23 protein-coding genes, 1 pseudogene and 1 CRISPR repeat array are annotated in these 24,802 nt (G+C 71.3%); of the genes and pseudogenes, 11 read left to right on the top strand and 13 right to left on the bottom strand.

Features of this window, described 5'->3' with window-relative positions:
* Positions 1 to 7 precede the first annotated feature (7 nt).
* On the bottom strand, positions 8 to 754 hold the full coding sequence (locus OG338_RS19180) for a SigE family RNA polymerase sigma factor (protein ID WP_405938479.1): 747 nt from the start codon (positions 752 to 754) through the stop codon (positions 8 to 10).
* A gap of 212 nt (positions 755 to 966) precedes the next feature.
* Here OG338_RS19180 and afsQ1 point away from each other — a divergent pair, with 212 nt between their 5' ends.
* From afsQ1 to OG338_RS19155, 5 genes are all read left to right on the top strand, one after another.
* Positions 967 to 1,644: a two-component system response regulator AfsQ1 gene (gene afsQ1 / locus OG338_RS19175; protein ID WP_026171255.1), complete on the top strand. Its 678-nt coding sequence runs from the start codon at positions 967 to 969 to the stop codon at positions 1,642 to 1,644.
* Positions 1,641 to 3,182, top strand: a complete 1,542-nt coding sequence (locus tag OG338_RS19170; RefSeq protein WP_405938478.1) for an ATP-binding protein — start codon at positions 1,641 to 1,643, stop codon at positions 3,180 to 3,182. Before afsQ1 ends, OG338_RS19170 begins: the two co-directional genes overlap by 4 nt.
* A complete protein-coding gene (locus OG338_RS19165) occupies positions 3,179 to 3,790 on the top strand; it encodes a hypothetical protein (RefSeq protein ID WP_405938477.1) in 612 nt (203 codons plus the stop codon). The genes OG338_RS19170 and OG338_RS19165 overlap by 4 nt, the downstream gene beginning before the upstream one ends.
* A 98-nt stretch (positions 3,791 to 3,888) precedes the next feature.
* Entirely contained in the window at positions 3,889 to 4,443 is a 555-nt protein-coding gene (locus tag OG338_RS19160) for a VanZ family protein (protein WP_405938476.1), read from the top strand.
* A 90-nt stretch (positions 4,444 to 4,533) separates the two neighbouring features.
* Entirely contained in the window at positions 4,534 to 4,737 is a 204-nt protein-coding gene (locus OG338_RS19155) for a PspC domain-containing protein (RefSeq protein WP_073964298.1), read from the top strand.
* Between the two features lie 73 nt (positions 4,738 to 4,810).
* Here OG338_RS19155 and OG338_RS19150 read toward each other — a convergent pair whose 3' ends face one another.
* Both OG338_RS19150 and OG338_RS19145 read right to left on the bottom strand, forming a co-directional pair.
* On the bottom strand, positions 4,811 to 5,125 hold the full coding sequence (locus tag OG338_RS19150; RefSeq protein ID WP_405938475.1) for a hypothetical protein: 315 nt from the start codon (positions 5,123 to 5,125) through the stop codon (positions 4,811 to 4,813).
* 134 nt (positions 5,126 to 5,259) lie between these two features.
* Positions 5,260 to 6,414 carry an adenosine deaminase gene (locus OG338_RS19145; protein WP_405938474.1) on the bottom strand — a complete coding sequence of 385 codons (1,155 nt, stop codon included), beginning with the start codon at positions 6,412 to 6,414 and terminating at the stop codon, positions 5,260 to 5,262.
* 223 nt (positions 6,415 to 6,637) lie between these two features.
* On the opposite strand from OG338_RS19145, the gene OG338_RS19140 reads away from it, so the two are divergent.
* Positions 6,638 to 7,318 (top strand): prolyl oligopeptidase family serine peptidase, encoded by a 681-nt coding sequence (locus tag OG338_RS19140; RefSeq protein ID WP_405940466.1) that lies wholly within the window; start codon positions 6,638 to 6,640, stop codon positions 7,316 to 7,318.
* A gap of 57 nt (positions 7,319 to 7,375) precedes the next feature.
* Here the strand turns inward: OG338_RS19140 and cas2e are convergent, their stop codons facing one another.
* The 8 genes from cas2e to cas3 form a co-directional block, all read right to left on the bottom strand.
* A complete protein-coding gene (gene cas2e / locus OG338_RS19135; protein WP_405938473.1) occupies positions 7,376 to 7,735 on the bottom strand; it encodes a type I-E CRISPR-associated endoribonuclease Cas2e in 360 nt (119 codons plus the stop codon).
* Complete coding sequence (gene cas1e, locus OG338_RS19130) at positions 7,732 to 8,691, bottom strand: type I-E CRISPR-associated endonuclease Cas1e (protein WP_405938472.1); 960 nt, start codon at positions 8,689 to 8,691, stop codon at positions 7,732 to 7,734. Before cas1e ends, cas2e begins: the two co-directional genes overlap by 4 nt.
* A 4-nt stretch (positions 8,692 to 8,695) precedes the next feature.
* On the bottom strand, positions 8,696 to 9,466 hold the full coding sequence (cas6e, locus tag OG338_RS19125; protein ID WP_405938471.1) for a type I-E CRISPR-associated protein Cas6/Cse3/CasE: 771 nt from the start codon (positions 9,464 to 9,466) through the stop codon (positions 8,696 to 8,698).
* Positions 9,466 to 10,194 (bottom strand): type I-E CRISPR-associated protein Cas5/CasD, encoded by a 729-nt coding sequence (cas5e, locus tag OG338_RS19120; RefSeq protein ID WP_405938470.1) that lies wholly within the window; start codon positions 10,192 to 10,194, stop codon positions 9,466 to 9,468. The genes cas6e and cas5e overlap by 1 nt, the downstream gene beginning before the upstream one ends.
* Complete coding sequence (gene cas7e / locus OG338_RS19115; RefSeq protein ID WP_405938469.1) at positions 10,191 to 11,408, bottom strand: type I-E CRISPR-associated protein Cas7/Cse4/CasC; 1,218 nt, start codon at positions 11,406 to 11,408, stop codon at positions 10,191 to 10,193. Before cas7e ends, cas5e begins: the two co-directional genes overlap by 4 nt.
* Positions 11,409 to 11,500: 92 nt before the next feature.
* On the bottom strand, positions 11,501 to 12,169 hold the full coding sequence (gene casB, locus OG338_RS19110; protein WP_405938468.1) for a type I-E CRISPR-associated protein Cse2/CasB: 669 nt from the start codon (positions 12,167 to 12,169) through the stop codon (positions 11,501 to 11,503).
* A complete protein-coding gene (gene casA, locus OG338_RS19105) occupies positions 12,166 to 13,884 on the bottom strand; it encodes a type I-E CRISPR-associated protein Cse1/CasA (protein ID WP_405938467.1) in 1,719 nt (572 codons plus the stop codon). Before casA ends, casB begins: the two co-directional genes overlap by 4 nt.
* Positions 13,877 to 16,771: a CRISPR-associated helicase Cas3' gene (cas3, locus tag OG338_RS19100; RefSeq protein ID WP_405938466.1), complete on the bottom strand. Its 2,895-nt coding sequence runs from the start codon at positions 16,769 to 16,771 to the stop codon at positions 13,877 to 13,879. Before cas3 ends, casA begins: the two co-directional genes overlap by 8 nt.
* 229 nt (positions 16,772 to 17,000) lie before the next feature.
* A CRISPR array of direct repeats spans positions 17,001 to 18,554; the repeat unit is 29 nt; unit sequence CTGCTCCCCGCACGCGCGGGGATGGTCCC.
* Between the two features lie 207 nt (positions 18,555 to 18,761).
* Here cas3 and OG338_RS19095 point away from each other — a divergent pair.
* Together OG338_RS19095 and OG338_RS19090 are read left to right on the top strand one after the other, a co-directional pair.
* Complete coding sequence (locus tag OG338_RS19095; protein ID WP_405938465.1) at positions 18,762 to 19,592, top strand: helix-turn-helix domain-containing protein; 831 nt, start codon at positions 18,762 to 18,764, stop codon at positions 19,590 to 19,592.
* The gene (locus OG338_RS19090) at positions 19,589 to 19,801 is read left to right on the top strand and encodes a DUF397 domain-containing protein (RefSeq protein ID WP_405938464.1); all 213 of its coding nucleotides are present in this window, start codon (positions 19,589 to 19,591) and stop codon (positions 19,799 to 19,801) included. The genes OG338_RS19095 and OG338_RS19090 overlap by 4 nt, the downstream gene beginning before the upstream one ends.
* A 65-nt stretch (positions 19,802 to 19,866) precedes the next feature.
* On the opposite strand, the gene OG338_RS19085 is transcribed toward OG338_RS19090, so the two are convergent.
* Positions 19,867 to 20,820 carry a LysR family transcriptional regulator gene (locus OG338_RS19085; protein ID WP_405938463.1) on the bottom strand — a complete coding sequence of 318 codons (954 nt, stop codon included), beginning with the start codon at positions 20,818 to 20,820 and terminating at the stop codon, positions 19,867 to 19,869.
* A 63-nt stretch (positions 20,821 to 20,883) separates the two neighbouring features.
* Between OG338_RS19085 and OG338_RS19080 the strand changes: the two genes are divergently transcribed.
* The 3 genes and pseudogenes from OG338_RS19080 (at position 20,884) to OG338_RS19070 (ending at position 23,454) form a co-directional block, all read left to right on the top strand.
* Positions 20,884 to 22,182, top strand: a complete 1,299-nt coding sequence (locus OG338_RS19080; RefSeq protein ID WP_405938462.1) for an MFS transporter — start codon at positions 20,884 to 20,886, stop codon at positions 22,180 to 22,182.
* Between the two features lie 28 nt (positions 22,183 to 22,210).
* Positions 22,211 to 22,300 (top strand): annotated as a pseudogene (locus OG338_RS19075) (murein L,D-transpeptidase); the annotation flags it as partial.
* A gap of 98 nt (positions 22,301 to 22,398) precedes the next feature.
* Positions 22,399 to 23,454 carry a sigma-70 family RNA polymerase sigma factor gene (locus OG338_RS19070; protein WP_405938461.1) on the top strand — a complete coding sequence of 352 codons (1,056 nt, stop codon included), beginning with the start codon at positions 22,399 to 22,401 and terminating at the stop codon, positions 23,452 to 23,454.
* On the opposite strand, the gene OG338_RS19065 is transcribed toward OG338_RS19070, so the two are convergent.
* Positions 23,423 to 24,700 carry a thymidine phosphorylase gene (locus OG338_RS19065; RefSeq protein WP_405938460.1) on the bottom strand — a complete coding sequence of 426 codons (1,278 nt, stop codon included), beginning with the start codon at positions 24,698 to 24,700 and terminating at the stop codon, positions 23,423 to 23,425. The genes OG338_RS19070 and OG338_RS19065 overlap by 32 nt on opposite strands.
* Between the last annotated feature and the right edge of the window lie 102 nt (positions 24,701 to 24,802).

Below are 24,802 nucleotides of genomic sequence, written 5' to 3'. Positions count from 1 at the left end.
CCCGCCTTCAGGCCACCAGCTCGCCGAAGGACTCCTCCTCGTCACGGCCGAAGCTGAGGACCTCGTCCTCGCGCAGCCGGCGGAGCGACCGCCAGATGCTCGACTTCACCGTGCCGACACTGATGTCGAGGATCGACGCGATCTCGGGGTCCGTACGACCCTCGTAGTACCGCAGGACGAGCATCGTGCGCTGCAACTCGGGGAGGCGCGCCAGCGCCTGCCAGAGCACGGCGCGCAGCTCCGTACCGCGCATCGCGTCCGTGTCGCCCGCCGTCTCCGGCAGCTCCTCGGTCGGGTATTCGTTCAGCTTGCGCCTGCGCCAGGCGCTGATGTGCAGATTGGTCATCGTGCGACGCAGATAGCCGCCGACGGCGGCCTTGTCGCTGATGCGGTCCCAGGCCCGGTACGTCGAGAAGAGGGCGCTCTGAAGCAGGTCCTCGGCCTCGAACCGGTCACCGGTCAGGTGGTAGGCGGTCGCGTACAGGGAGGCGCGGCGCTCCCGGACGTAGGCCGTGAACGCCGCCTCGGCGTCCCCGGACCGCTCCGGTGCCTTCCGCTCCCCCGAGTCCTCCCCGTACGCGCTTCCCCCGTTGCCCCCCGCGTCAACCACCGTCATGAACGACGTGTGCTGACGCCCGGCGCCACGAACGCACCCCCGTCCGTTCATTGCGGCGCCGGACTTCTCGGTGCTCCGCCCGACGTCGTGGAGACGCGTGACGACTGCGCTTGCGTTGATGCTGTGAGTTGCGTTCATCTCGCGCCCCCCATCGGTGGAGTCCGTCCGTTCCTTGTGCCAACGAGCTTGCCGGGGCAGTTTCATGGCGCTGTCCGCCGACTGTCACGGGACTGTCACAGGGCCCGGCGACGGCACGAATCCGTGCTTCCGGATGCATGAGGGACGTATGGGGCGCGTATCAGGGGGGTCCGACTGTCGAACTGGGGCGCCCCATGGGTCAGAATGACCCAGTGCCTTTCCTGTTGCTGATCGAGGACGACGACGCCATCCGCACGGCCCTCGAACTCTCGCTGTCACGCCAGGGCCACCGTGTGGCCACCGCGGCGACGGGAGAGGACGGCCTCAACCTGCTGCGTGAGCAGCGCCCCGACCTGGTCGTGCTGGATGTGATGCTGCCCGGGATCGATGGTTTCGAGGTGTGCCGCCGCATCCGCCGCACCGACCAGCTGCCGATCATCCTGCTGACCGCCCGCAGTGACGACATCGACGTCGTGGTGGGGCTTGAGTCCGGCGCCGACGACTACGTGGTCAAGCCCGTGCAGGGCCGGGTGCTCGATGCCCGTATCCGCGCGGTGCTGCGCCGCGGCGAGCGGGAGTCGACCGACTCCGCGACGTTCGGGAACGTGGTGATCGACCGCTCCGCCATGACCGTCACCAAGAACGGCGAGGACCTTCAGCTCACGCCGACCGAGCTGCGCCTGCTGCTCGAACTGAGCCGCCGGCCCGGCCAGGCCCTGTCCCGGCAGCAGCTCCTGCGCCTGGTCTGGGAGCACGACTACCTGGGCGACTCCCGGCTGGTCGACGCCTGTGTCCAGCGGCTGCGCGCCAAGGTGGAGGACGTACCGTCCTCGCCGACCCTGATCCGTACGGTACGGGGCGTGGGTTACCGGCTGGACTCGCCGCAGTGAGCACGGCTGTGCGGCGGGGCCTGAGCGCCGGGCTCCGCTGGACCAGCCTGCGACTACGGCTCGTCATCGTCTTCGGCCTGGTAGCGCTGACCGCCGCCGTGTCGGCCTCCGGCATCGCGTACTGGCTCAACCGCGAGGCCGTGCTGACGCGTACGCAGGACGCGGCGCTCGGGGACTTCCGCCAGGAGATGCAGTCCCGGGCGGCCTCGCTGCCGCTGCGCCCCTCCAAGGAGGCCCTTCAGACGGCGGCCGTGCAGATGGCGAGCAGCAGCCCCGGCTACAGCGTGCTCCTGATCGACGAGCGCGACCCGGGCAAGCCCATCGTCGGCAACAGCGACCTGGACACCTTCACCCGCGACAACGTGCCGCTGTCGTTGCGGGAGCAGGTGGACCGCAAGCAGCCGGTGAAGGCGGGCAACAAGTACGAGTACCACCTGTTCTGGCAGCGCACCTCGATACGCGGCACGCCGTATCTCGTCGCCGGTACGAAGATCATCGGCGGCGGGCCGACCGGCTACATGCTGAAGTCGCTCGACCAGGAGCGGCAGGACCTCAGCTCGCTCGCCTGGTCGCTGGGGATCGCGACGGCGCTCGCCCTGGTCGGCTCGGCGCTGCTCGCGCAGGCGGCGGCGACGACCGTGCTGCGGCCGGTGCAGCGGCTCGGGGACGCGGCCCGCAAGCTCGGCGAGGGCAAGCTCGACACCCGGCTCGTGGTGTCCGGCACCGATGAACTGGCCGATCTGTCACGCACGTTCAACCGGACCGCGGGCTCGCTGGAGAAGAAGGTCGCGGACATGAGCGCCCGCGAGGAGGCCAGCCGCCGCTTCGTCGCGGACATGTCGCACGAGTTGCGTACGCCGCTGACGGCGCTCACCGCGGTCACGGAGGTGCTGGAGGACGAGGCCGACAGCCTCGACCCGATGATCGCGCCCGCGGTGAACCTGGTGGTCAGCGAGACCCGCCGGCTGAACGACCTCGTGGAGAACCTGATGGAGGTGACCCGCTTCGACGCGGGCACCGCCCGCCTGGTCCTGGACTACGTGGACGTCGCGGACCAGGTGACCGCCTGCATCGACGCCCGCGCCTGGCTGGACGCGGTCGAACTGGACGCCGAGCGCGGCATGATGGTCCGCCTCGATCCGCGCCGGCTCGACGTGATCCTCGCCAATCTGATCGGCAACGCGCTCAAGCACGGCGGTTCGCCGGTACGGGTCTCGGTGCGCATCGAGGGCGAGGAGCTGGTCATCGAGGTCAGGGACCACGGCCCCGGCATCCCCGAGGCCGTCCTGCCGCACGTCTTCGACCGGTTCTACAAGGCCAGCGCCTCGCGGCCGCGTTCGGACGGCAGCGGGCTGGGGCTCTCCATCGCCATGGAGAACGCGCACATCCACAACGGCGACATCACCGCCCGCAACTCCCCCGACGGCGACGGCGCGGTCTTCGTGCTGCGCCTGCCGCGCGATCCCGGGGGGCCGGGCGGTGCCGCCGGGGATCACGACGCACCGATACCGGACCACCAGGAGGACGACGCGACGTGAGGCGCAGCGAACGCCGGGGACACCGAACCGCCGCCGCCCTGACAGGTGCCGCACTCTGTGCCGTACTGGCGGCGGGCTGCGGCATCCGTACGACCTCGGTGCCGGTGGACGCCGGTGCCGCCCCGTCCCGGGTGCCGTGCGCGGTGCCCGCCGGGGACTCCGCGGCCCAGTCCGGGCGGGGCAGCCCCGTGCAGGTGTATCTGGTCTGCGCCGCGCAGCTGGTGACGGTGGACCGGGCGGTGCAGGTGCAGGAGGCCGACGCGGACCGGCCGGCGGTCGCCACGGAGCTGCTGGACGAGTTGCGCAGGCAGCCCACGGCGGACGAACGGCAGGCGGGCTTCTCCACCGATGTGCCCGGAACGCTCCGCGTCTTCGGACCGCGTCCGGGCGATGCGAAGGACGCGCTGCGGCTCAACGAGCAGCCGGAGGACCTGCCCGCCGAGGCCCTGGCCCAGGTCGTCTGCACCTTCGCGGACAGCGAGGCCCTGGCCTCCGGCGACACGGTGACGCTGGGTGGCCCGGGCGACTACCCGGCCCGCGGCTATCTGTGCACGGCGGAGACGAAGGCCAGCCCGACGTCGGTGCCGAGCACGGTGGGGTTGCCGTAGGGGCCCCGGGCGCCATCGGGTGCCTCGGGGCCCGTCGTGAGGCAGGTCTCCCCAGGTCCGGCGGAACCGATCCTGCCGCCGCCCGCGTCTAGGGCAGCGTGCGTCAAGGTACGGACGGCCAGGCCGTCATCCGCTTCCGCGCGGTCGGGGTGTCACTGCTCCTCGCGCATCTGCTGCTCGTCGGGTGGCTCACCCTGCGTCCGCTGGACGTGCCGTGGATGGACGCCGCCAATCTCTCGCCCTTCGCCGGCATCAGGGCCGATCTGTCGCTCGGCCCCGCCGCCGCGTTCCGCCGGATCGGCGGCGGGCTGCTGCTCCTGGCACCACTGGGCGTGCTGCTGCCGATGGCCGGGGGCCGTCTTTACGTGTCCCCGTGGCTCTCGCTGGCCCGTACGGTCGCGGCCGGCTCCCTGATCTCGCTGGCCATCGAGCTGGGGCAGACCGGGGTGCCCGGTCAGGTGGTGGACGTGGACTCGCTGTTCCTGAACACGGCGGGCGTCGCCCTCGCCCATGTCCTGGTGGTGCCCGCGTGCCGGGCGCGGCTGCGGCGGCGCGGTGGCGGGGCGCCGCGGACGCGGGTGGTGTCGCGGAGGGGGCACGAGGCCCCTCAGGGTTCGACCCCGACGATTTCCGGGGTCGGGATGGCCCCGTAGAGCGACGCTTCGTCCGGTTCGTCGCGGGACCATGGACGTATCGGGAGCACATCGGACTGCTCCCCGCAACGGTTCGCGAAGGAGCTTCCCATGGCCGCACTTGCCCGCCCCCGTGACGGACGCATGCTCGGCGGAGTGTGCGCAGCGCTGGCGCGGCGTTTCGGCACGTCGGCGAGGACCATGCGCATCATCTTCCTGGTCTCGTGCCTGCTGCCGGGCCCGCAGTTCCTGCTTTATCTGGCGCTGTGGCTGCTGCTGCCCCAGGAGGGGTCGTCGTCCTCGACCGCCTGGTAGCCGTTCCCGTACGCATGCCGGTGGGCGGGCACCCGCTCGGGGTGCCCGCCCACCGGTGTGGTCCTGCTTCGGCTCAGCCGCCGAGCGGGAGACCGTTGGCGGACAGGCCGCTGGTGGTCAGACCGCCGGCCGGCATGCCGCCGAGGAGGCCCTTGACGGGGGTGGTGGCGTCGCCGAGGAGCTTGGTCTGGCTGGTGCCGAGGAGCTGGTCGGCGGTGTCCTGGACCGGCAGCGTCGAGGTGGCGTCGGCCAGGGCACCGGCGACGGGCAGGACGCTGGTCGCGGTCTCCAGCGGCAGCGCGGAGGCGGACGCGGTGCCGGCGGCGGCAGCGGCGAAAGCGGCACCGAGGGCGGCGACGCCGAGAGTCCTGGCGGCAGACTGCTTCATATGACATTCATCCTTGGGGAAGGGGATGTGAGCGGCTATGCAACGTAGTCAGCCGCGCCCCCGCTCCGCAAACATGCGACACCATGGAAAACGGCCGGGAAAATCTTTCCCCGGCCGTTCCCCGTATGCCCGTTTCAGCCTGCCAGTGACGAAGACACGCTGGTCGCGGCGGTCTGCTCGAAAAGCCATTCGGACTTCAGCTCGGCATATCCGGGCTTGATGACGTCATTGATCATCGCCAGACGTTCATCGAAAGGAATGAACGCCGACTTCATTCCATTGACGGTGAACCACTGCATGTCATCGAGCGTGTATCCGAAAGCTTCGGTCAGCTTCTCGAATTCCTGACTCATGGTCGTACCGCTCATCAGCCGGTTGTCGGTATTGACGGTGGCCCGGAAGTGCAGCTTGCGGAGCAGCCCGATGGGGTGCTCGGCGTACGAGGACGCGGCGCCGGTCTGGAGGTTGGACGTCGGGCACATCTCCAGCGGGATGCGCTTGTCCCGTACGTACGAGGCGAGCCGGCCGAGCTTCACGGAGCCGTCCTCCGCGACCTCGATGTCGTCGATGATGCGGACCCCGTGCCCGAGCCGGTCGGCGCCGCACCACTGGATGGCCTGCCAGATCGACGGCAGCCCGAACGCCTCGCCCGCGTGGATCGTGAAGTGGTTGTTCTCGCGCTTCAGGTACTCGAACGCGTCCAGGTGCCGGGTGGGCGGGAAGCCGGCCTCGGCGCCCGCGATGTCGAAGCCGACGACGCCCTGGTCCCGGTAGCGGTTGGCGAGTTCGGCGATCTCCAGGGAGCGCGCGGCGTGCCGCATGGCGGTGAGCAGGGCGCCGACGCGGATGCGGTTGCCGTCCTGCCGGGCCCGCCGCTCGCCCTCGCGGAAGCCCTCGTTGACGGCCTCGACCACCTCTTCGAGGGTCAGCCCGGCCTCCAGGTGCTGCTCGGGGGCGTACCGCACCTCGGCGTACACGACCCCGTCGGCGGCCAGGTCCTCCGCGCACTCGGCGGCGACCCGGACCAGCGCGTCACGGGTCTGCATGACCGCGCAGGTGTGGGCGAACGTCTCCAGATACCGCTCCAGCGAACCGGAGTCCGCCGCCTCCCGGAACCAGATGCCGAGTTTGTCGGGCTCGTTCTCGGGAAGCGCGTCGTAACCGACCGCCGCGGCGAGGTCGACGATCGTTCCGGGGCGCAGACCGCCGTCGAGGTGGTCGTGCAGAAGGACCTTGGGGGCGCGCCGGATCTGGTCCGGGCCGGGCACGTGGAGGGTCGGGCTCATCATCCAGGCACTGTAGCGCCTACGCGCGTAGAGCGGGCTGGTCCGTTGCATAACGGTACGGTCGAGCCTTCCCGCGCCCCGCTGCGTAACAGACCCCGCGAACAGGGGTGGCGGACCCCCACTCGTCTGACACTGTTACGCCATGGCACAGCGCGCACTCCCCCGGCCCGCGGCACGGCTGGGACGGGCCGTCGGAGCGGCGGCCGGAGCAACAACGGTCGGCGGCGTGGTCCTGCTGCTCCCGGACGGCGAACCGCACTCGCACCGCCGCCCCTCCGCCCTCTCCCACGCCCGCCTGCTCCCGCTGGCCCGCGCCCTGGCCCACGCGGGCCGCGCCGACGGCCTCACCGCCCACGTCGTGCGGTACCGCTGCCGCGGCTGGAACGAGGACGACGCGCACCTCGCGGCGGACGCGGAGTGGGCGGTGGACGAGGCCGTACGCCGCTACGGCGACGTCCCCCTCTGCCTGGCCGGCCACGGCATGGGCGCCCGAGCGGCCCTCCGCGCGGGCGGCCACCCGGCGGTCACCGCGGTCCTGGCCCTGGCCCCCTGGCTCCCCAGCACCCCGTCCGCCGCCCCCGAACCGGTCAAACACCTGGTCGGCCGCCCCGTCCTGCTGGTCCACGGCACCAACGACACCCGCTGCGCCCCGGACTCGTCCTTCCGCCTGGCCGAACGCGCCAAGAAGACCAACCGCGACACCTGCCGCTTCGAGGTCCACTCGGACGGCCACGCACTCCGCCAGCACCGCGCCGAAGTCACCGCCCTGTCCGCCGACTTCGTACGCGGCACGCTCTTCGGCCACGCGTACGCCCGCCCGGTGACCGACGCGCTGGCGGCGCCGCCGCCGCTGGGGCTGCGGATGCCGCTGGCGGTGGGGTTCGGGGAGTCGTTGGGGGTGGGGTGAGGGCAGCGAGTGAGTGGCCGATCCGGCCGGATAACCCGCGCCCCCGCGGCCAACCGCTCACCCTCTCCCGAACCGGCGCCTCTTCGCCGCCCTGCTCCAGCCCGGCTTCGGCGCGTCGGAAGGCTTCGGGGACTTCGGCGCCGACTCGCTCGGGCGGCGGATCAGGGTCAGGCCCTCGTAGTCGGCGGGGTGCCATTTGTGGTCGTGGGTGCGGAAGGTGAAGCCCTGTTCGGTGTCGGCGGTGTGGGCCAGCAGGGCGCGGCCCTGGTCCGCGTACTCCTGGACCTCCGCCCAGAGCACGTCGCGGATCCTCGCCGAGGGGTTGCCGATGAAGACGCCCGCCGAGATCTCCAGGAGCCAGCGCGTGAGGAAGCCCCGGAGGCCGGCCGGGCAGTTGGTGAGCACGATCACCGTCACCAGAGAAGCTCCTCGGCCTCGTAGGCGTCCGTACCGCCGTAGTTCCGGCCGGCGGCGACCTCCTCGCCGCCGTCGCTCCGGAGCGTGACCACGTCGCGGTCGGCGGGGGCCGTGGCCACGCCCATCAGGCCCTTGATGTCGTCCACGCACCGGTCCAGCAGCGAGGTCCCGTTGATGCGGTCGCGCAGGGCCCTCCGGGTCCGGGATGCCACGTCCTCCTCGCTCTCCGCGGCCACGTCGAAGGCCAGCGGGATGCCGACCTCCGTCTTGTACAGGTCGGCGATGTCGAGGACGAAGGAGAGTTCGTGGCCGGAGTGGACGAAGCCCAGGGCCGGGCTGCACCCGAGGGACGACACGACCGCATGGGCGACCCCGTACATGCACTGGGCGGCGGCGGTGATCGCCTGGTTGACCGCGTCGCCGGCCGAGAAGTCGCCGGGGACGTACTTCCGGCCCCGCCAGCGGATGCCCGTACGAGCCGCCTCGGCCCGGTAGCAGTCCTTCACCCGACGGCCCTCGCGGCCCAGAAGCCCCTTACGGGTGAGCCCTTCGGGGTCCTCGTCGGGGAAGCGCAGCCGGTACATCGCACGGGCCACGGACAGGCGACTGCGGGCGTTGGCCCACTGGACCGCCTGCGCCTCGGCGAGCGCGGACGAGCGGGTCAGAGCCCGCCCGCCCGCGTAATACCGCACGCCCTGCTCACCGACCCAGGCCACTGCGGCACCGGTCTCGCCCAGGACGCTCATCGCCTGATGGGTGATCCGGGTACCCGGCCCCAGGAGCAGCGTCCCGATCGTCGCGGAAGGGATGTGCGTCGTGCCCTCCGCGTCCTCGGCGGTGATCGCGTTGGCGTCCCGGTGCACCACACAGCGCTCCAGGTAGACGAAGGACAGCCGTTCGCCGGTACGGGTCAGATGGCGGGGCGTGAGCGCGTTGCGCTGGGAGACCGTGGCCACCGGCTCAGTCCGTTCCGTCGAGCGGCGCCAGCGTCAGCAGACCGCAGCCGTACGCCTTCGCCTTGCCGATTCCCTGGGTGAGTGCCCGCCGGAACACGGCCGGGTCCCTCACCTCCAGCCGGCCGTCGAACGTCACGGTCACGATGCTGACGCGGCCGGGCCGCTTGCCCTCGCCCCGCCCCTTGTCGAAGGCGAGTCCCCGGCGGTCGCCGACCGTCAGCCGGTACCGGTCGCCGTGGTGCTCATGACCCCGGTGCGTGGTCCCGGCCGGGAGCAGGCGTTCGCTCTGCGGCTTTTCGACCACCTGGAAACCGCAGCGCTCCTGACGGTCGAGGAGCCACCCCATCTGGTGAGCGGGGGTGAGGTGGGCGGTGCGCTTACGGGGCTCGTCCGGCTTACGCCGTATGTCGTGGACCGGGTTGGCGGTCAGCCGGAACGCCCACTGCTGTCCCTCGGCCAGGCGGTCGAGGAGCGGGGCGTACGGCCGGGTCTGCCAGCCCGGGGACTGGGCGTCGGCGACCGCGGGCCAGCCCGCCTGCTCCACCAGGTGGGTCAGATCGGGCCGGTCGGGGCTGACCACGTACAGCAGCACCTCGGCCCGCGCGTTCTGGTCGAGGCGCCACAGCACCCGGGGGCCGTCTGCGGCGGCGGCCGCCTCTGTGGGCAGGAGTCCGGGGAACGACGCCATGACGGCGGCGTGCAGCACCTGCGGGGAGGACAGCAGACGGCGTGCGCCGGTGCGCGCGGTGTTCATTCGGAAGCGGGTCAGGAACATCAGGCGCTCTCCCCCAAGGCGTCGAACGGCTCGTGCCGGGGTCGTACGGTCTGTCGGGGCGCGGCGTCCGGGTTGGGGACGGTCACCGTCCTGCTGACCACCGTGCGCAGGGCGTGCCGGCGCTGCTCGGCGGCGAAGCTGAGCGGCTGGTCGCGCTGGTGGTCCGCGTCGGTCTCCTCCTCGTCGGCCTCGCGGAGCACCGTCAGGGACACCGTGGTCTCGCCCCTGTGCCGGCGGCGGTACCAGGCAGCGGCCTGCCACGGCTCGTCCGCCAGCACCTGCTGGACCGAGTCCCCGTCCCGTACGCCCAGCTCCACCGGCTGCGCGGGCGGGCAGGAACGACGGCCGAGGAACGGTGGATACGCCGGCGCCCGCAAAGACGTGTGCAGGCGGGTGAGAAGGCCGCTCTCGCCCGCAACTGCCGCCACGAACACCGCGTCGGCCAGGTAGAAGCGTTCCGACAGCGGCATGGAGGCGCCGGTAACCCCGTGATGTGCCGTCTGGAAGTCCCGTACACGGCTGCCCGGCTGGTCGATCCGCACGCCGAAGCGCAGACCGGTCAGGGCGGCCAGTGCCTCGTCGTCGCCCCTCTCGATGCCTGCCGCCGCCGCGAGCAGACCGATCACTCCGCTCTTCGTGGGCGCCGATTCCGTGGTGCGCCGAGTGAAGCGGGCGGACGAACCCCAGGACTGCAAGGGGCCCGCCAGCCGCATGGTCAGCACGCTCATTCCGGCTTCTCCAGGCGTTCGGCGACGGCCTGGCCCACCGAGGCGACGAGTTCGCCGATGGTCCGGAACTCCGTGCCGATGTCCGCAAGCCTCCGGGTGTTCGGACCGACGCGGAGCACCCACGTGAGGGTGGACCCTTCGTCGCCGTACGCCCGCTCGACGTCCGGGATGTACTCCGCGAGGCGCGCGCACGCCTCGGACATGTGCCCGCCGAGGTCTCCGCGCACCGGCTCCTCGAAGGCCGCGACGAAGCTGATGGGACGGGTGGTGCGAAGCTTGACGACGACGGCGTCGGGCCGCGTGTGGTGGCCGAACGTGTTGATCTTTCCGGTGGGCAGCGACTCCACGAAGCCCTGGACGAACGCTTCGGCGGCCCGGCGCACGGGGGTGACCTTGGAATCGTCCTCCTGAAGTCCCTCCCCCAGGTTGGCCGCCAGCTGATGGACGCCGAGGGCCGCGTAGCGGTAGAGCGTCGCCGAGTTGAAGTCGACGGTACCGATCATTCCGGCGCCCGGCTCGGAGTCCTTGTTGTGGTCGTCGACCGCCGTGTAGTAGTCGGACTCGTTGTCCACGCGGTGGACGCTGATGGCGTGGGCGACCTGCACCGCCGCGTCCACGTTGAAGTCGGTGGCATCCGCGACCATGCGTCCGAACAGCGCGATGTCGACCGAGTGGAGGGTGTCCGCGATCTGCTTCACCCGGGCTTTGTTGTCCTTGGCCTTCAGGAACCCCGCGATGTCGGCCGCGCCCTCGACGGCGAACCGGGCCAGTCCGTCGAGCTGGCGCGCGCTGAGGAAGACGAGGTACTTGGCCTGGGGCAGCGCCTCCTTGGTCTCTTCGCCGCCTTCGGCGTCGTCGGCCTCCGCCTTCTTCGAGCTCTTGCGCTTGGGAACCTCGACCTTGAGCCCGGTGGCCACGATGACATCTGCCGCCAGCTTCAGGGCTTCGTCCTCGGCGATGGCCGCGTCGTGCTCACGGATGCGGCCGGCCAGCACCTCGACGACCTTCTTGGTCCGCACACCCAGCTCGCTCGGGTCGAGGAGGTGCTCGGACTTGAAGTAGTCCCGGGTGGCCTTCTTCCATGCCTGGCTGGAGACCCGGGCTCGGGGGACTCCCCCGTACACCGACGACTTGGGGGAACCGGTGTCGTCCCGGTTCAGATTGCTCGGTGGAACGGTCTGCAGGGCATGGACATCGAGGTAGAAACGGTTCACGAGGCTTCCTTGTCGTGCTGGCTTATGTGTGGGTGCTGCCGGTTCGGCGGAACACCGTTAGTCCGGACCGGGCTTGGGGGAACGCTCGGATGTCACTCGCCCACCGGTCCGTCGTCACCCGGCTCCTCACCGTCGGTCGGCTCGCCCACCTGCCGGGCGTGGAAGGACCGCCCCCATTCCCTGCGCACCCGGTCGGGACCGTCCGGCCACTGCCAGGTGTAGAGCTGCCCTGCGAGCAGTGCGTAGTCGAGAGGCAACCGCTCGCGCCGCAGGAGCAGGACGATGTCCCTCAAGCGCTGGGCGAGAGTGGGCAGGTCCGGCGCTGTACCGACCCGGACCAGCCGTTTGCGCAGCGAGTCGTCGATCTCGTCCGGCTTCATCATGCGGCGCACCGCGGCACCGACCCCGCGTGGCTTCCCGCGGTCGCCCCGTTCATGCATGCCCGCATCGCGGCGGGACTGCTGGTGCAGCGCCCACAGCGTGAGAGCCGTGTGGAGGGCGTTCTCCGCGCGTTCGAGTTCGGGCTCGCTCAGCTCGCGGGCGTCTTCGCGCGGTTCATACAGGGGTGAGGTGTCGACAAGGCCCCACAGATCCGGGCAGCTCTCCAGCTTCTGCCCGGCACCTCGCCGCAGTCTGGCGAGAGCCGCCACCGACTTCGCCCGATCAGCGAGGTATCCGGGTTGGTAGGTGGCGATGCGTTCACCGGCGAGCTCTTCAACTCGCTTTCGGGGTGTGACCGGAGTTGTGGTGATCGTCGTCATACGTGTTCCTTGGTGGCAAGCGCGGCGGTGGGCGTGGCGGCCTCTTGTCCGCCGCCCGTGTCCGTCGGTTGATCGGAATCCCCGGGATGGCCCAGAACGCTGTCGAGGCGGTGGCGGAACCAGTTGCCGGCGAGGCCGGCGTTCAGCCATTCCGTACGCGACTTGACCGTGATGAGCACGCCCTGCCAGGCGGCATCGCCGGCCCGGTCGATGAGGTCATGGCCCAGCCGGGAGACGATCTCGTGCGCCTGTTTCTGCCAGTCGGCCCGTGCCGTGTACGGGTCCGTGCTGCCGTCCAGGGCTGCGAGCCAGGTCCGGTAGTGGGTGCCCAGCACGTGGAATCCCGCATCGCGTGCCGTGGCCCGGGGGCCGTCGCTTTCGGTGCCGGCGGCGCGGGCGAGGTTCGTCGCGAGGTCCCCCAGCGCCATGACGGCGTTGTCGGCGTCGGTCACGGCGCTGATCGCCTGCTCCGCGTACTCGCTCTTGCGCTCGTGGAGCAGGACGACCGCCATGGACACGTGGTCGTCCACGACCTCGTCGATCACTGATTGCTGCGTCCCGTACTGGGCGCCGACGATCCGCGCCCTGATCAGGTGGCCCTCGTCCAGCTCGCCGTCCGTCACCAGCTGCGCGATCCACTCGAAGAGCCTGGGCGGGAGGTGGTCGGCGGCTTCCGCTCCCTGTGCGGGTGCGCCCCTGTCGGCGATCAGGGAGGCGAGCCCCCGCCACGCCGAGCGGGCCGGGTCGTGTTCGCGGGGCATGTAGGCGGTCGCCTCGCCGTGCTTCTTCTCCTGCGTCTTGCTGCGCCGCCAGGCGGTCATCGGCTCGCACCCGTGCTTGTTGCGGGCGGTGAGCGGGTCTCCGTAGCCGAGGACCACGCCGTGGACGCCGTCGCCGTCCGCATGCAGCAGGATGCGCCGGGTCTGCCAGGTATAGAGGTCACGGACACCGGTGGGACGGCGTACGGGCTCCGCGCCCGGCCCGCAGGCCCTCCGTCGCCAGGCGGGGAGGTCGTCGCCGGCCTCCCAGTCCCTGAGACCTGCGGTGTCCGCGGGCGACACCATGTTGAGCAGGAGGGTTTCCCGCAGCGTTTCCCCCTCCGCGAAGACACCTCCCAGGTTGCCCGCCCAGCCGACCCCGAGCGGGTAGACCTTGCCCTTCTTGGCCCGGTCGTCGCCCACGACACCGGTCTTGATGCCGGAGGTGTCGTACGCGTGCGCGTGCACGATCCATCGGGCGGATTCCGCGTACGTCAGCCGGCCGGCGCCCGGCATCCGCGAGCTGAAGAACGGCGCTCCGTTGGGCACATCGGCCACGATGCGGTTCAGGGACGAGACCTCGCCCTTCGCCGTGTTCAGCCCGACGACCTGGAAGAACGGCGTACGGGCATGGAAGAGGTCGAAGCGGTCGCGATGCTCGTCGAGGTAGCCCCCGACCGGAGTGAAGCAGTCGTCGTCGGCCCACAGCTCCCCCCAGTGCGCGGTGTCCCGGGGGCCGTCGAGTGCGTCGTGGGCGACGGCGAGCAGGAGGCGTAACAGAGCGAACTCCTGGGTGGGCAGGTCGCCGACGATCCGCCGCAGCTTGCGGGCCTCTTCGAACACCTGCCGCAACGACAGCTCCGCGTGTTCGCCGTTCAGACGCAGAACCGGAATCCACGGCTCCGTCGTGAGGTCGAACGACAGCGCGCGGGCCGCGTTCTCATGTGTCTCAGTCACGGGTCACCTCAAGGCCGTCGCTCTCGCTGTAGCTCAGGGAAAAGCCTGCCAGGTGGGTCTGACAATTCTCGTCGAGCGCGAGAATCAGCCGGCCGGAGAGCCAGTGACTGTCCTTCACCTGCCAGGCAGGTACGTACAGTTCCTCCAGTTCGGCGATGGCCCGGTCCATGACGTCGGCGTACGAGAACTGCATCGGCAGCCTCAGCCCGCAACTCGCCGCCGCCCTCGCCGCCCGCCGGGTCGGCACCTGGTCCCTGGGCAGGTCCAGCCCGCCGAGCGCGTTGCCGTGCCGGTCGGGAGCGAGCCACGGAAGGGTCGTCAGCGTCCCGTCGTCCCTCCGCCGCACCACGACGACCTCCAGGTTCTCCCGGCTGTCGCGGACCTGCGCACGCCCGGCAGGGGTGTCGTCCGCGTCCCCCACTCCCGCCGCGACCCACCCGAAGAGCGGCTTGCCGGCCGCGCCCACCTTTCCCAGCCGGAACACGGCTGCCCGGTCGGACTGGTCGGCGCGGTGGTCTTCATGGCGTTCGCGCGCGTCGGTCAAGGCGTCCGCCCAGCCGGCGGGCTCATCGGTGCCGTCCGCGTACGCGGCCTGAACCAGGGGACTGATGTCGTCGGGCAGTCGTACGGGATGCTCCTCGCCCTGCTCCAAGTGCGGAAGGAGAGCTGCGGCCGACCGCAGGAGCGCATACGCCCCGTACACGGCGACCGACCCCCGTACGGGTACAGGCACCTCGGCGCCCCAGTCGGCGCCCGTGACCAGGCAGCGGGCACGGCGAAGCCGCTCGGGACGGTCCCGCTGGTCCACGCCGCGCTGGTGCCGGTGCAGCCGGCCCATGCGCTGGAGCAGGAGGTCGACCGGGCAGAGGTCGCTGACGAGCAGGTCGAAGTCGACGTCGAGGGACTGCTCCGCGACCTGGCTGGCCACGACGATGTGCGGGCCCGGAGGACGGCCCTGCGCCATGCCGGGAGGCCCGAAGCGCTTGAGGAGGTCCGCGTCCTTGGCGGCCCGGTCGACATCGACGAAGCACGAGTGCGCGACCGTCACGTTCTCGTCGCCGAACCTGGCCCTGAGCGCCTTCGCGGTGTCCAGCACCCGCTTGACGGTGTTGCGTACGACGAGCGCGCAGCCACCGCCCTCCAACTCGTGAGCGAGACGGCCGGCCAGGACGTCCATGTCGTCGCCGAACGGTTCGAGCACGACGTCCGTGCCGCGCCCGGAGGCGCCGGGGGCGCGCATGACCGGCGAGCCGCCGTGCCTCACGGCGGTCAGCAACGGATAGGCGGTGGCCTGGGCCACGGCCCCGAACGCTTCCTCCCGCGCGGCCGCTCCCGCGTATGCCTCGATGAGTTCGCGCCGCCTGCGAGCGGGAAGAGTCGCGGACAGGACCACGACCGGCACCCCGTACGCACCGAGCCACGCCAGCACGCGGTCCAGATAGACGCTCATGTACGTGTCGTACGCGTGCGCCTCGTCGATGACGACGACCTTCCCCGCCACGGCGAGGTGACGCATCGCCAGGTGACGGCTCTTGAGGCCGGCGAAGAGGAGCTGATCGATGGTCCCGGCGACGAAGGACGCGAGCATGGCCTTCTTGCGGCCGCGCAGCCAGGCGTGCGCGACGAGTTCGCCGGAAGCGGCGTGCGGCGTCTTCGGGGCGTCGAGATCGACGGCGACGATCTGCTGGGCGCTGTCGCGCATGAGGTCGGCGAAGTGCTCGTTCAGCGCGGCCTTGGAGTGGGCGAGGAGCACGGAGTGCCGCGCACCGCGGGCGGAGGGGAGCCGGTCGATCCAGTCCAGCAGACGGGGGAACATCGCGTTGCCGGTGGCCATCGTGGGCAGGGCGAAGAAGACGCCTCCGGCACCGGAGAGGGCGGCGAAGATCTCGGCGACGGCGAGCGCGGCCTCCGTCTTGCCCTCGCCCATGGGCGCCTCGATCACCATCAGTCCCGGCCCGCCCATGGAACGGGCCAGCTCGACGGCAGCCTCCTGCACCGGCCGGGCCTTCGCCCCGTCGGGCAGCCCGAACCGCGAGCCGATCAGCTGCTGGGCGTCCTCGGCGGGTACGAGCGGGGACCAGGGGGCGGGGAGGTCGAGCCCGCGCCAGGCGGCGGCGACACGTTCCTCACCGCTGCGGGCGGCGTCCTGTGGGAAGTAGGGGAAGAGGTCGGCGTTGCTGGCGATCCAGTCGGCGACGATCACGACCGAGGTGAGCAGCACTTGCGCGGTCTGCGGCAGCCGCACGTCCCGCCAGGCGTCCAGCCGGTCCTGTACGCGGTACTCCTCCGCACACGCGTCGAGCAGTTCGCCCTGCACCCGCTGCCAGGCGTCACGGCTCGGGCCCGGGCTGCGTAAGAGGTGCCCGTGCTTCTGCAACGCGGTGATCTGCCCGGGCTCCGGGGGTACGCCGTGATGCCCGCCGACGACGACGGTCAACTGCCCGACCTGCTTCCCGGCCCAGCCGTGCCGCTCCCGCAGCCACTCCCCGAGCAGCGCCTGGCCGGCGAGCCCGTGCGGGGCGATCCTGCGGTCCGGGCCGAGGGCCTTGGCGGAGCGCATCTCCAGCCCGGCGTCCCGCATGCGGTCGGCGAGCGGATCGACCTGGCAGGCGAAGGCGGGCGTGGCCTTCCCGATGTCATGGACCCCGGCAAGCCAGACGGCAAGCCGCCGCCCGTCACGCTCCCCTTCGGGAAGCCCCGAGCTGACGAGCGCCCGGATGCTGCGGGGCAACCACGTATCCCAAAGCAACCCGGCGACCGCTGCGCTGTCCTCCATGTGCCGCCACAACGGCAACCACCCGTCGGTACCCCGATCGTGCTTGGCCCACACGGTACGGGCGGGGGCGGTGAGCCTGGCGCGGAGGTTGGGGTGTCTTGCAGCGGTCATGAATCATGAATACACGAGGGGGCAAGGCAAGATGTTCATACGATGAAAGTTGCAGAGATTCAGGGGTAGTTGGGGTGAAGTCCCCACCATGAGGATGACTCACGGATATAATCCCCTCTCAACTTGATCCACTTGATGAGCTGATGAGCGACTTAGGACCGTTATGCCGGATTCCATGAAAGTGGCCAGAAACCCGACCCTCGCCGAATAAAGTCGCAGGTCACGCAGTCTGCTCCCCGCACGCGCGGGGATGGTCCCTACGCGGCATCAGGAATTCATAGACGATTCCGCTGCTCCCCGCACGCGCGGGGATGGTCCCTCCTTCTTCTGTACGGCGCTGCCGATCTGGCGCTGCTCCCCGCACGCGCGGGGATGGTCCCAGGGAGCTGGCCAACGTGCACCGTGAGCTCAACTGCTCCCCGCACGCGCGGGGATGGTCCCGACCCGCCGGGCTCCGGTCGTACGCGGAGCCGCTGCTCCCCGCACGCGCGGGGATGGTCCCGGCTGTGCGGGGCTGTGAGCGTCTGCGGCAGACTGCTCCCCGCACGCGCGGGGATGGTCCCAACGCCAACAACGGGGCCCGCCGCGTCCGTGACTGCTCCCCGCACGCGCGGGGATGGTCCTCGTGTTCGACGGAAAGGGTGTCGAAGTGGACACTGCTCCCCGCACGCGCGGGGATGGTCCCGCCGAGGACGCTCTGCGCGACCAGGCGCCCCTCTGCTCCCCGCACGCGCGGGGATGGTCCCATCAGCACCCTCGCGATCGTCGTCATCCTGCTCTGCTCCCCGCACGCGCGGGGATGGTCCCTTGCGGGGGATGAGGCCGCGCAGGATCTGTCCCTGCTCCCCGCACGCGCGGGGATGGTCCCATCGACACGTCGGACGGGAAGTTGGTCTGGCCCTGCTCCCCGCACGCGCGGGGATGGTCCCGCCGCCACCACCGACTTCGACTTCGCCCACGTCTGCTCCCCGCACGCGCGGGGATGGTCCCGAGGAGTCCCAGAACGAGCGGGTGTCCCCGCCCTGCTCCCCGCACGCGCGGGGATGGTCCCTGGACGGAGGTGGCCGGCGCGGCGTCGTACCGCTGCTCCCCGCACGCGCGGGGATGGTCCCATCAAGGCCCAGGCCGCCTACTTCGTCACCAACTGCTCCCCGCACGCGCGGGGATGGTCCCTCGGGGACGGGGGTGCTGATCTTGAAGGTGCTCTGCTCCCCGCACGCGCGGGGATGGTCCTCGCACGGGGCGTATCGGCCATTCCGCTTTCCGCTGCTCCCCGCACGCGCGGGGATGGTCCCCGCTGTGGAAGCGGCGCGACGTGAAGAAGCTGCTGCTCCCCGCACGCGCGGGGATGGTCCCGACGGTGACGACCGGCTGCGGGGCCTTGGCGGCTGCTCCCCGCACGCGCGGGGATGGTCCCGCCCAGGTGGCCAACTCGGCGGCCTACCGGGCCTGCTCCCCGCACGCGCGGGGATGGTCCCTGGGGCCCGGGTGTTACTGGTTTTTGAGGCCGCTGCTCCCCGCACGCGCGGGGATGGTCCCGCCTGTACGAATTCGGCATGCCCGAATTCAAACTGCTCCCCGCACGCGCGGGGATGGTCCCCGCAGCTTCGGCCTCCACCTGGGCCAGGGCATCTGCTCCCCGCACGCGCGGGGATGGTCCCACCACAGCCGAGGCCGCGCAGGAGCACTGCGACTGCTCCCCGCACGCGCGGGGATGGTCCGTCCGAGTGGATCCGGACGGTCGGCCACTCCCGCTGCTCCCCGCACGCGCGGGGATGGTCCCGCGAGAGCGATTCCGGTGGCCGGCGTCGGGTTCTGCTCCCCGCACGCGCGCGGGGAACGCCCCCCCCGGCGCCACGCCCACCGCGCCGCACAACCCCCCACCCACGTGCGGTGCGTGACGAATCACTCACTCCACGCCACCGATGAGCGTACGCTCGACAAGTCTGCGGGCACTCCAAGGCAAGCGAGATAGCGGGGAGTTGTACGGATGAGCGAACAAGCGGAGCAGGATCGGGAGCCCTCGAACGGTGCTGCGTACTTCGGGGAGGAGGTCAGGGCGCTGCGTGAGGCGTTGGCCCTGTCGCAGACAGGGTTCGCGGACCGGCTTCACTATCAGCAGGCGCAAGTCAGCAAGGTCGAGAACGGCGCGGTGCTGGCGTCGGAAGCGTTCGCGCAGGCCATGGACCGCGTCGCGGGCACGCCAGGTACGTACATTCGCCTCCGCGCCAGGCTGAGCAAGAGGGGTCACCCCAAGTGGTTCGTTCCGTACATCTCCCTTGAGGAGTCCGCGAGCGGGATCACGGACTACTCGTGCACGTTCCTCATGGGCCTGTTGCAGACTCCGGAGTACGCCGCCGCCGTCTTCCGTGCCGCTCACCCGCGCGAGACAGAGGATCAGATCAAGGAGCGCGTGGAGCTGCGCGTCAGGCGACAGGCCGTCATAGAGCGTGCCGATCCGCCGCTTCTGTGGGTCGTGATCCACGAGGCCGTCCTACGGGCGTGCGTCGGTGGTCCCTCGGCCATGATCGCGCAGCTTGAGCACCTGACCGTGCTGATGGCATCCCCGCACGTCACGATCCAAGTGCTCCCGTACAAAGCCGGTGCCTCGCCCAGCAACCTGCCCTTTACGCTGCTCTCGTTGAACGGCGCACCCCACGCTGTCTACACCGAAACACCCACCCATGGTGGGCAGATGGACGACACGGCTAGCGTGGTGGCGAAAGCCATCGACACCTTGGACCGGCTTCGTATGGCGGCACTGTCCGAGGAAGAGTCGCTGGCCCTGATTCGCAAGATCATGGAGGACCACGCCAAATGAGCAGCACATCCGCCCCTCAGCCCGTGCGCTGGGTCAAGAGCACCTACAGCGGCGGTGACGGGGGGCAGTGCGTCGAATGGGCGCCGGACCACGCGTACACCACGGGCGAGTTCCTGGTCCGTGACAGCAAGAACCCGGACGGCCCGCACCTGCATCTCTCCTCCGCCGGGTTCACCGGCCTCGTCGAACTCGCCAAGCGCCGCGGGTAATCCAACGCCTCACCGACCGCCGAGCGACCGGCCCTAGCCACCTGGCGGGGGCCGGTCGCCGCACCTCACCCCGGCAGCAGACTCCCCCGCCGCCCCAGCAGGAACTTCTTGAACGCCGCCACCGGGGCCGTGTCCGGGTGCCCGTCCAGCCAGGCCACCCCGATCTCGCGCACCGCGCGCGGCGCCGTCACCGTCAGTTCCACCACGCCCGGGCGGGCCACCGCCGGGGGTGGGAGGAGGGCGACGCCCAGGCCCGCCGCGACCAGGCCGCGCAGGGTCTCCGCCTCCTCGCCCTCGAAGGCGACGCGGGGGGCGAAGCCCGCTGCCGCGCAGAGGTCGTCCGTGATGCGGCGGAGGCCGTAGCCGGGTTCGAGGGTGACGAAGGTTTCGTCGGCGGCTTCGGCGAGGCGGATGCGGCGGCGGGTGGCGAGGGGGTGGTCGTCGGGGACGACCAGGCGGAGGCGTTGTTCGTCCAGGCGGCGGGTGACCAGGTCGGGGGCGTCCGGGACCGGGGAGGTGAGGCAGAGGTCGAGGCCGCCGGCGCGGAGGCGTTCGATCATGGCCTCGCCGTAGTTCTGGACGAGTTGGAAGCGGACCCGGGGGTGGTCGGCCCGGAAGGCGCGGATGAGGGCGGGGACGGTTTCGGAGCCCATTGTGTGGAGAAAGCCGAAGGCCACCTTGCCCGCGGTGGGGTCGGCGTCGGCACGTACCGAGTCGGCGGCCTTCTCCACCTCGGCGAGGGCGCGTTCGGCCGAGCCGAGGAAGGTGCGGCCGGCCGGGGTCAGGGACACCGTGCGGCCCTTGCGTGCGAACAGGGCGACGCCCAGGTCGTCCTCCAGCCGCACCATCGCGCGCGAGAGCGTGGACTGCGGGACGCCCAGCTCCTGCGCGGCGCGCGTGACGTGCTCGTGGCGGGCGACCGCCTCGAAGTACGCGAGGCGCGGCGCGAGGACCGCGCGGATGTCTTCTTCGTAACTGCTCGGTGACAGCCGTGGCTGTGAGCTGCGTTGATGCACCATGGGATTGATTATTCGCTGTTTGTGCATTGGACGCATGAATCGCGGGAGGCATACGTTTCACGCATGCCTCCCGCCAGTACCGGGGCGTCCACCCTCACCGTGGCCGCCTCGACCCCGTCGTCCCCCGTCACCGACACCACCGACCGGCTCGAACCCGGGCGCCCCGGCTATCGCCGGATGAGCTTCGCCCTCTTCGCCGCCGGTGTCGCGACGTTCGCGCTCCTCTACTCCACGCAGGCGCTGCTGCCCGCCGTCTCCGCGTCCTTCGGCGCGACGGCCGGGCAGGCGAGCTGGACGGTGTCCGCCGCGACGGGCGCGCTGGCGCTGTGCGTACTGCCGATGAGCGCGCTGTCCGAGCGGTTCGGGCGGCGGCAGATGATGACCGCCTCGCTGGTGATCGCGGTGACGGTCGGGCTGTTCGTACCGTTCGCGCCCTCGCTGGGCGCGCTGATCGCGCTGCGCGCGGTCCAGGGCGCCGCGCTCGCCGGACTGCCCGCCTCCGCGATGGCGTACCTGGCGGAGGAGGTGCGGCCCAAGGCGCTCGTCGCCGCGATCGGGCTGTTCGTGGCCGGGAACAGCATCGGCGGGATGAGCGGCCGCATCCTCACCGGCTGGGTCGCGCAGCTGTGGGGCTGGCGGGCGGCGCTCGGCGCGGTCGGGCTGCTGGCCGTGGCCTGCGCGGTGGTCTTCCACTTCATGATCCCGCGCGCCCGCCACTTCACCCCGGGCACCCTGAACCCGAAGGCGCTCGCGCGTACGGTCGGTTCGCACCTCGCCAACCCGCTGCTGCGGCGGCTGTACGCGATCGGCGCGCTGTTCATGACGGTGTTCGGCGCCGTGTACACGGTCATCGGATACCGGCTCGTGGACGCCCCGTTCAACCTGCCGCAGGGCGTCGTGGGCTCGATCTTCCTGGTGTACCTGGTCGGTACGGTCTCCTCCGCCGCCGCCGGACGGCTGGTCGCCCGGATGGGGCGGCGGGGCGCGCTGTACCTCGCCGTCTCCACGACGGCCGCGGGCCTGCTGCTCTCGCTGAGTGACCGGCTGGCCGCCGTGCTCCTCGGCCTGGTGCTGATCACGGCCGGCTTCTTCGCCGGGCACGCGGTCGCCTCCTCCTCGGTGAGCCGTACGGCGACGACCGGCCGCGCCCAGGCGTCGGCGCTGTACCAGTCGGCGTACTACCTCGGCTCCAGCGCGGGCGGCACGCTCGGCGCGGTGGCCTTCCACACCGGCGGCTGGGCGGGCACGGTCGCGCTGGGCCTGCTCGCGGTCCTCGGAGTCGTATCCATCACGCTGTACGGGACGCGGGCCGCCCGCGCCGAACGGCTGCGGCCCGCCGCCGTGGTGCCCGTACGGAACTGACGAGAACTCCGGAGCGCGTACGGGTCACGACATGCGCGCCCCGGACGCGAAGTCATACTGGAATTCACTGAGGAACGGCGACGACGTCTCCGTGTACGGCCGCAAGCCGGGGACCTGACGGCTACCGCTCGCCCACCCCGTTGTCAGTGCCCCGCTGTAGCTTCCGGAGTACTGGACGAAGTGAGCGGTCGCACGGCGGGACAGGGTGGATCGGCGATGAGTGAACCGACGGCGGCGGGGCCCGGGGCGCCGGGCGACATCGACAGCCGCCTGGAAGGGCACCGGGTCGAGCTGACCGGTTACTGCTACCGGATGCTCGGCTCGGCGTTCGAGGCGGAGGACGCGGTCCAGGACACGCTGGTACGGGCCTGGCGCGGCTTCGACGGATTCCAGGGCCGGTCCTCGCTGCGGTCCTGGCTGTACCGCATCGCGACCAACGTCTGCCTCGGCATGCTGAGCGCGGGGAAGCGGCGGGCCCGGCCGGTCGATCTGACCGGGCCGACGCCGCTCGCCCGGGCCGCGCTCAATCCGCTGCCGGAGAACACCTGGCTGGAGCCGATGCCGGACGGCCGGATCATCCCGACGGCCGACGACCCGGCGGAGGCGGCGGTGGCGCGCGAGTCGGTGCGGCTGGCGTTCGTCGCGGCGCTCCAGCACCTGCCGCCGAAGCAGCGCGCGGTGCTCATCCTGCGCGAGGTGCTGGCCTGGAAGGCCGCGGAGGTCGCGGAGCTGCTGGACACCTCGGTCGCCTCGGTCAACAGCGCCCTCCAGCGGGCCCGGGCGACCCTGACCGACCACGAGTCCGTGGCGGCCGACGCGGCGGACCCGCTGGACGCGGAGCAGGCCGCCCTGCTCGAACGGTACGTGGCGGCGTTCGAGGGCTACGACATGCGGGCCCTGACCGCCCTCCTCCACGAGGACGCGGTGATGACGATGCCGCCGTTCGACCTGTGGCTCCGGGGCCACGACGACATCACCGGCTTCATGACGTCCCTGGGCGCGAGCTGCGCCGGCTCCCGCCTCCTCGCCACCTCCGCCAACGGCACCCCGGCCTTCGCCCACTACAAACCCGACCCGGAGGGCCCCGGCTTCCTCCCCTGGGCGGTCCAGGTCATCGACATCCAGGACGGCACGATCACGGGCCTCCACTGCTTCCTGGACACGCCCCGGTGGTTCCCGCTGTTCGGGCTGCCGGAGCGGCTGGAGGCGGTGGAGGCCGCCGACCTGGGAAAGCCGCAGCTCAGGCGATACGTTCCCGCACCACCGGGGTAGCCGTGTACGGCGTGCCCGCGGGCTCGATGTCGTAGGCGTCCGGGAGGGCCTTGAGGGCGTAGTCGAACTTTTCCGGGGTGTCCGTGTGCAGCGTCAGCAGGGGCCGGCCGGCGGTGATCTCGTCGCCGGGCTTGGCGTGGAGTTCGATGCCGGCGCCGGCCTGGACCGGGTCCTCCTTGCGGGCGCGGCCCGCGCCGAGGCGCCAGGCGGCGACGCCGATGTCGTAGGCGTCCAGGCGGGTCAGGACGCCGGAGGAGGACGCCTTGATGACGTGCTGCTCGCGGGCGACGGGGAGCGTGGCGTCGGGGTCGCCGCCCTGGGCGGAGATCATGCGGCGCCAGACGTCCATCGCGGAGCCGTCCCGGAGGGCCTTCTCCGGGTCGGCGTCCTTGAGGCCGGCCGCGTCCAGCATCTCGCGGGCGAGGGCCAGCGTGAGGTCGATGACGTCCCTCGGGCCGCCGCCGGCCAGGACCTCGACGGACTCGCGGACCTCCAGGGCGTTGCCGGCGGTGAGGCCGAGCGGGGTGGACATGTCGGTGAGCAGGGCGACCGTGCGGACGCCGCTGTCGGTGCCGAGGGCGACCATCGTGGAGGCCAGCTCGCGGGCGTCGTCCAGGGTCTTCATGAAGGCACCGGAGCCGACCTTGACGTCCAGGACCAGGGCGCCGGTGCCCTCGGCGATCTTCTTGGACATGATCGAGCTGGCGATGAGCGGGATGGCCTCGACGGTGCCGGTGACATCGCGCAGCGCGTACAGCTTCTTGTCGGCGGGGGCGAGGCCGTCGCCCGCCGCGCAGATGACCGCGCCGGTGGTGTCCAGGACGTCCAGCATCTCGGCGTTCGAGAGGTGGGCGCGCCAGCCGGGGATGGACTCCAGCTTGTCGAGGGTGCCGCCGGTGTGGCCGAGGCCCCGGCCGCTGAGCTGGGGGACGGCCGCGCCGCAGGCGGCGACCAGCGGGGCGAGCGGCAGGGTGATCTTGTCGCCGACGCCGCCGGTGGAGTGCTTGTCCGTGGTGGGGCGGGAGAGGCCGTCGAAGTTCATCCGCTCGCCGGAGGCGATCATCGCGGCGGTCCAGCGGGCGATTTCCGTACGGTTCATGCCGTTCAGCAGGATCGCCATGGCCAGCGCGGACATCTGCTCGTCGGCGACCTCGCCGCGGGTGTAGGCGTCGATGACCCAGTCAATCTGCTCGGGGGTCAGCTCGCCTCGGTCCCGCTTGGTGCGGATGACGGAGATGGCGTCCATGGTCTGGCGTCCTTCCGGCCGGTACGTACAAACGCGTGGGTCCCGTTGACTCTACGCGCATAGAGAGGGGAAAAGGTGCCGGGCGGGCCCGTATCGAGGGCC

Source organism: Streptomyces sp. NBC_00726 (genome assembly GCF_045161735.1).
Classification (GTDB): Bacteria; Actinomycetota; Actinomycetes; order Streptomycetales; family Streptomycetaceae; genus Streptomyces.
This window is presented reverse-complemented; position numbering and strand designations above follow the sequence as displayed.

Bases quoted from the DNA above. Each gene is read 5' to 3' on its own strand.
- OG338_RS19180 (WP_405938479.1), bottom strand. From the start codon at position 754: ATGAACGCAACTCACAGCATCAACGCAAGCGCAGTCGTCACGCGTCTC.
- OG338_RS19155 (WP_073964298.1), top strand. From the start codon at position 4,534: ATGGCCGCACTTGCCCGCCCCCGTGACGGACGCATGCTCGGCGGAGTG.
- OG338_RS19150 (WP_405938475.1), bottom strand. From the start codon at position 5,125: ATGAAGCAGTCTGCCGCCAGGACTCTCGGCGTCGCCGCCCTCGGTGCC.
- OG338_RS19145 (WP_405938474.1), bottom strand. From the start codon at position 6,414: ATGATGAGCCCGACCCTCCACGTGCCCGGCCCGGACCAGATCCGGCGC.
- cas6e (WP_405938471.1), bottom strand. From the start codon at position 9,466: ATGTTCCTGACCCGCTTCCGAATGAACACCGCGCGCACCGGCGCACGC.
- cas5e (WP_405938470.1), bottom strand. From the start codon at position 10,194: ATGAGCGTGCTGACCATGCGGCTGGCGGGCCCCTTGCAGTCCTGGGGT.
- casB (WP_405938468.1), bottom strand. From the start codon at position 12,169: ATGACGACGATCACCACAACTCCGGTCACACCCCGAAAGCGAGTTGAA.
- cas3 (WP_405938466.1), bottom strand. From the start codon at position 16,771: ATGACCGCTGCAAGACACCCCAACCTCCGCGCCAGGCTCACCGCCCCC.
- OG338_RS19095 (WP_405938465.1), top strand. From the start codon at position 18,762: ATGAGCGAACAAGCGGAGCAGGATCGGGAGCCCTCGAACGGTGCTGCG.
- OG338_RS19090 (WP_405938464.1), top strand. From the start codon at position 19,589: ATGAGCAGCACATCCGCCCCTCAGCCCGTGCGCTGGGTCAAGAGCACC.
- OG338_RS19085 (WP_405938463.1), bottom strand. From the start codon at position 20,820: ATGGTGCATCAACGCAGCTCACAGCCACGGCTGTCACCGAGCAGTTAC.
- OG338_RS19080 (WP_405938462.1), top strand. From the start codon at position 20,884: ATGCCTCCCGCCAGTACCGGGGCGTCCACCCTCACCGTGGCCGCCTCG.
- OG338_RS19070 (WP_405938461.1), top strand. From the start codon at position 22,399: ATGAGTGAACCGACGGCGGCGGGGCCCGGGGCGCCGGGCGACATCGAC.
- OG338_RS19065 (WP_405938460.1), bottom strand. From the start codon at position 24,700: ATGGACGCCATCTCCGTCATCCGCACCAAGCGGGACCGAGGCGAGCTG.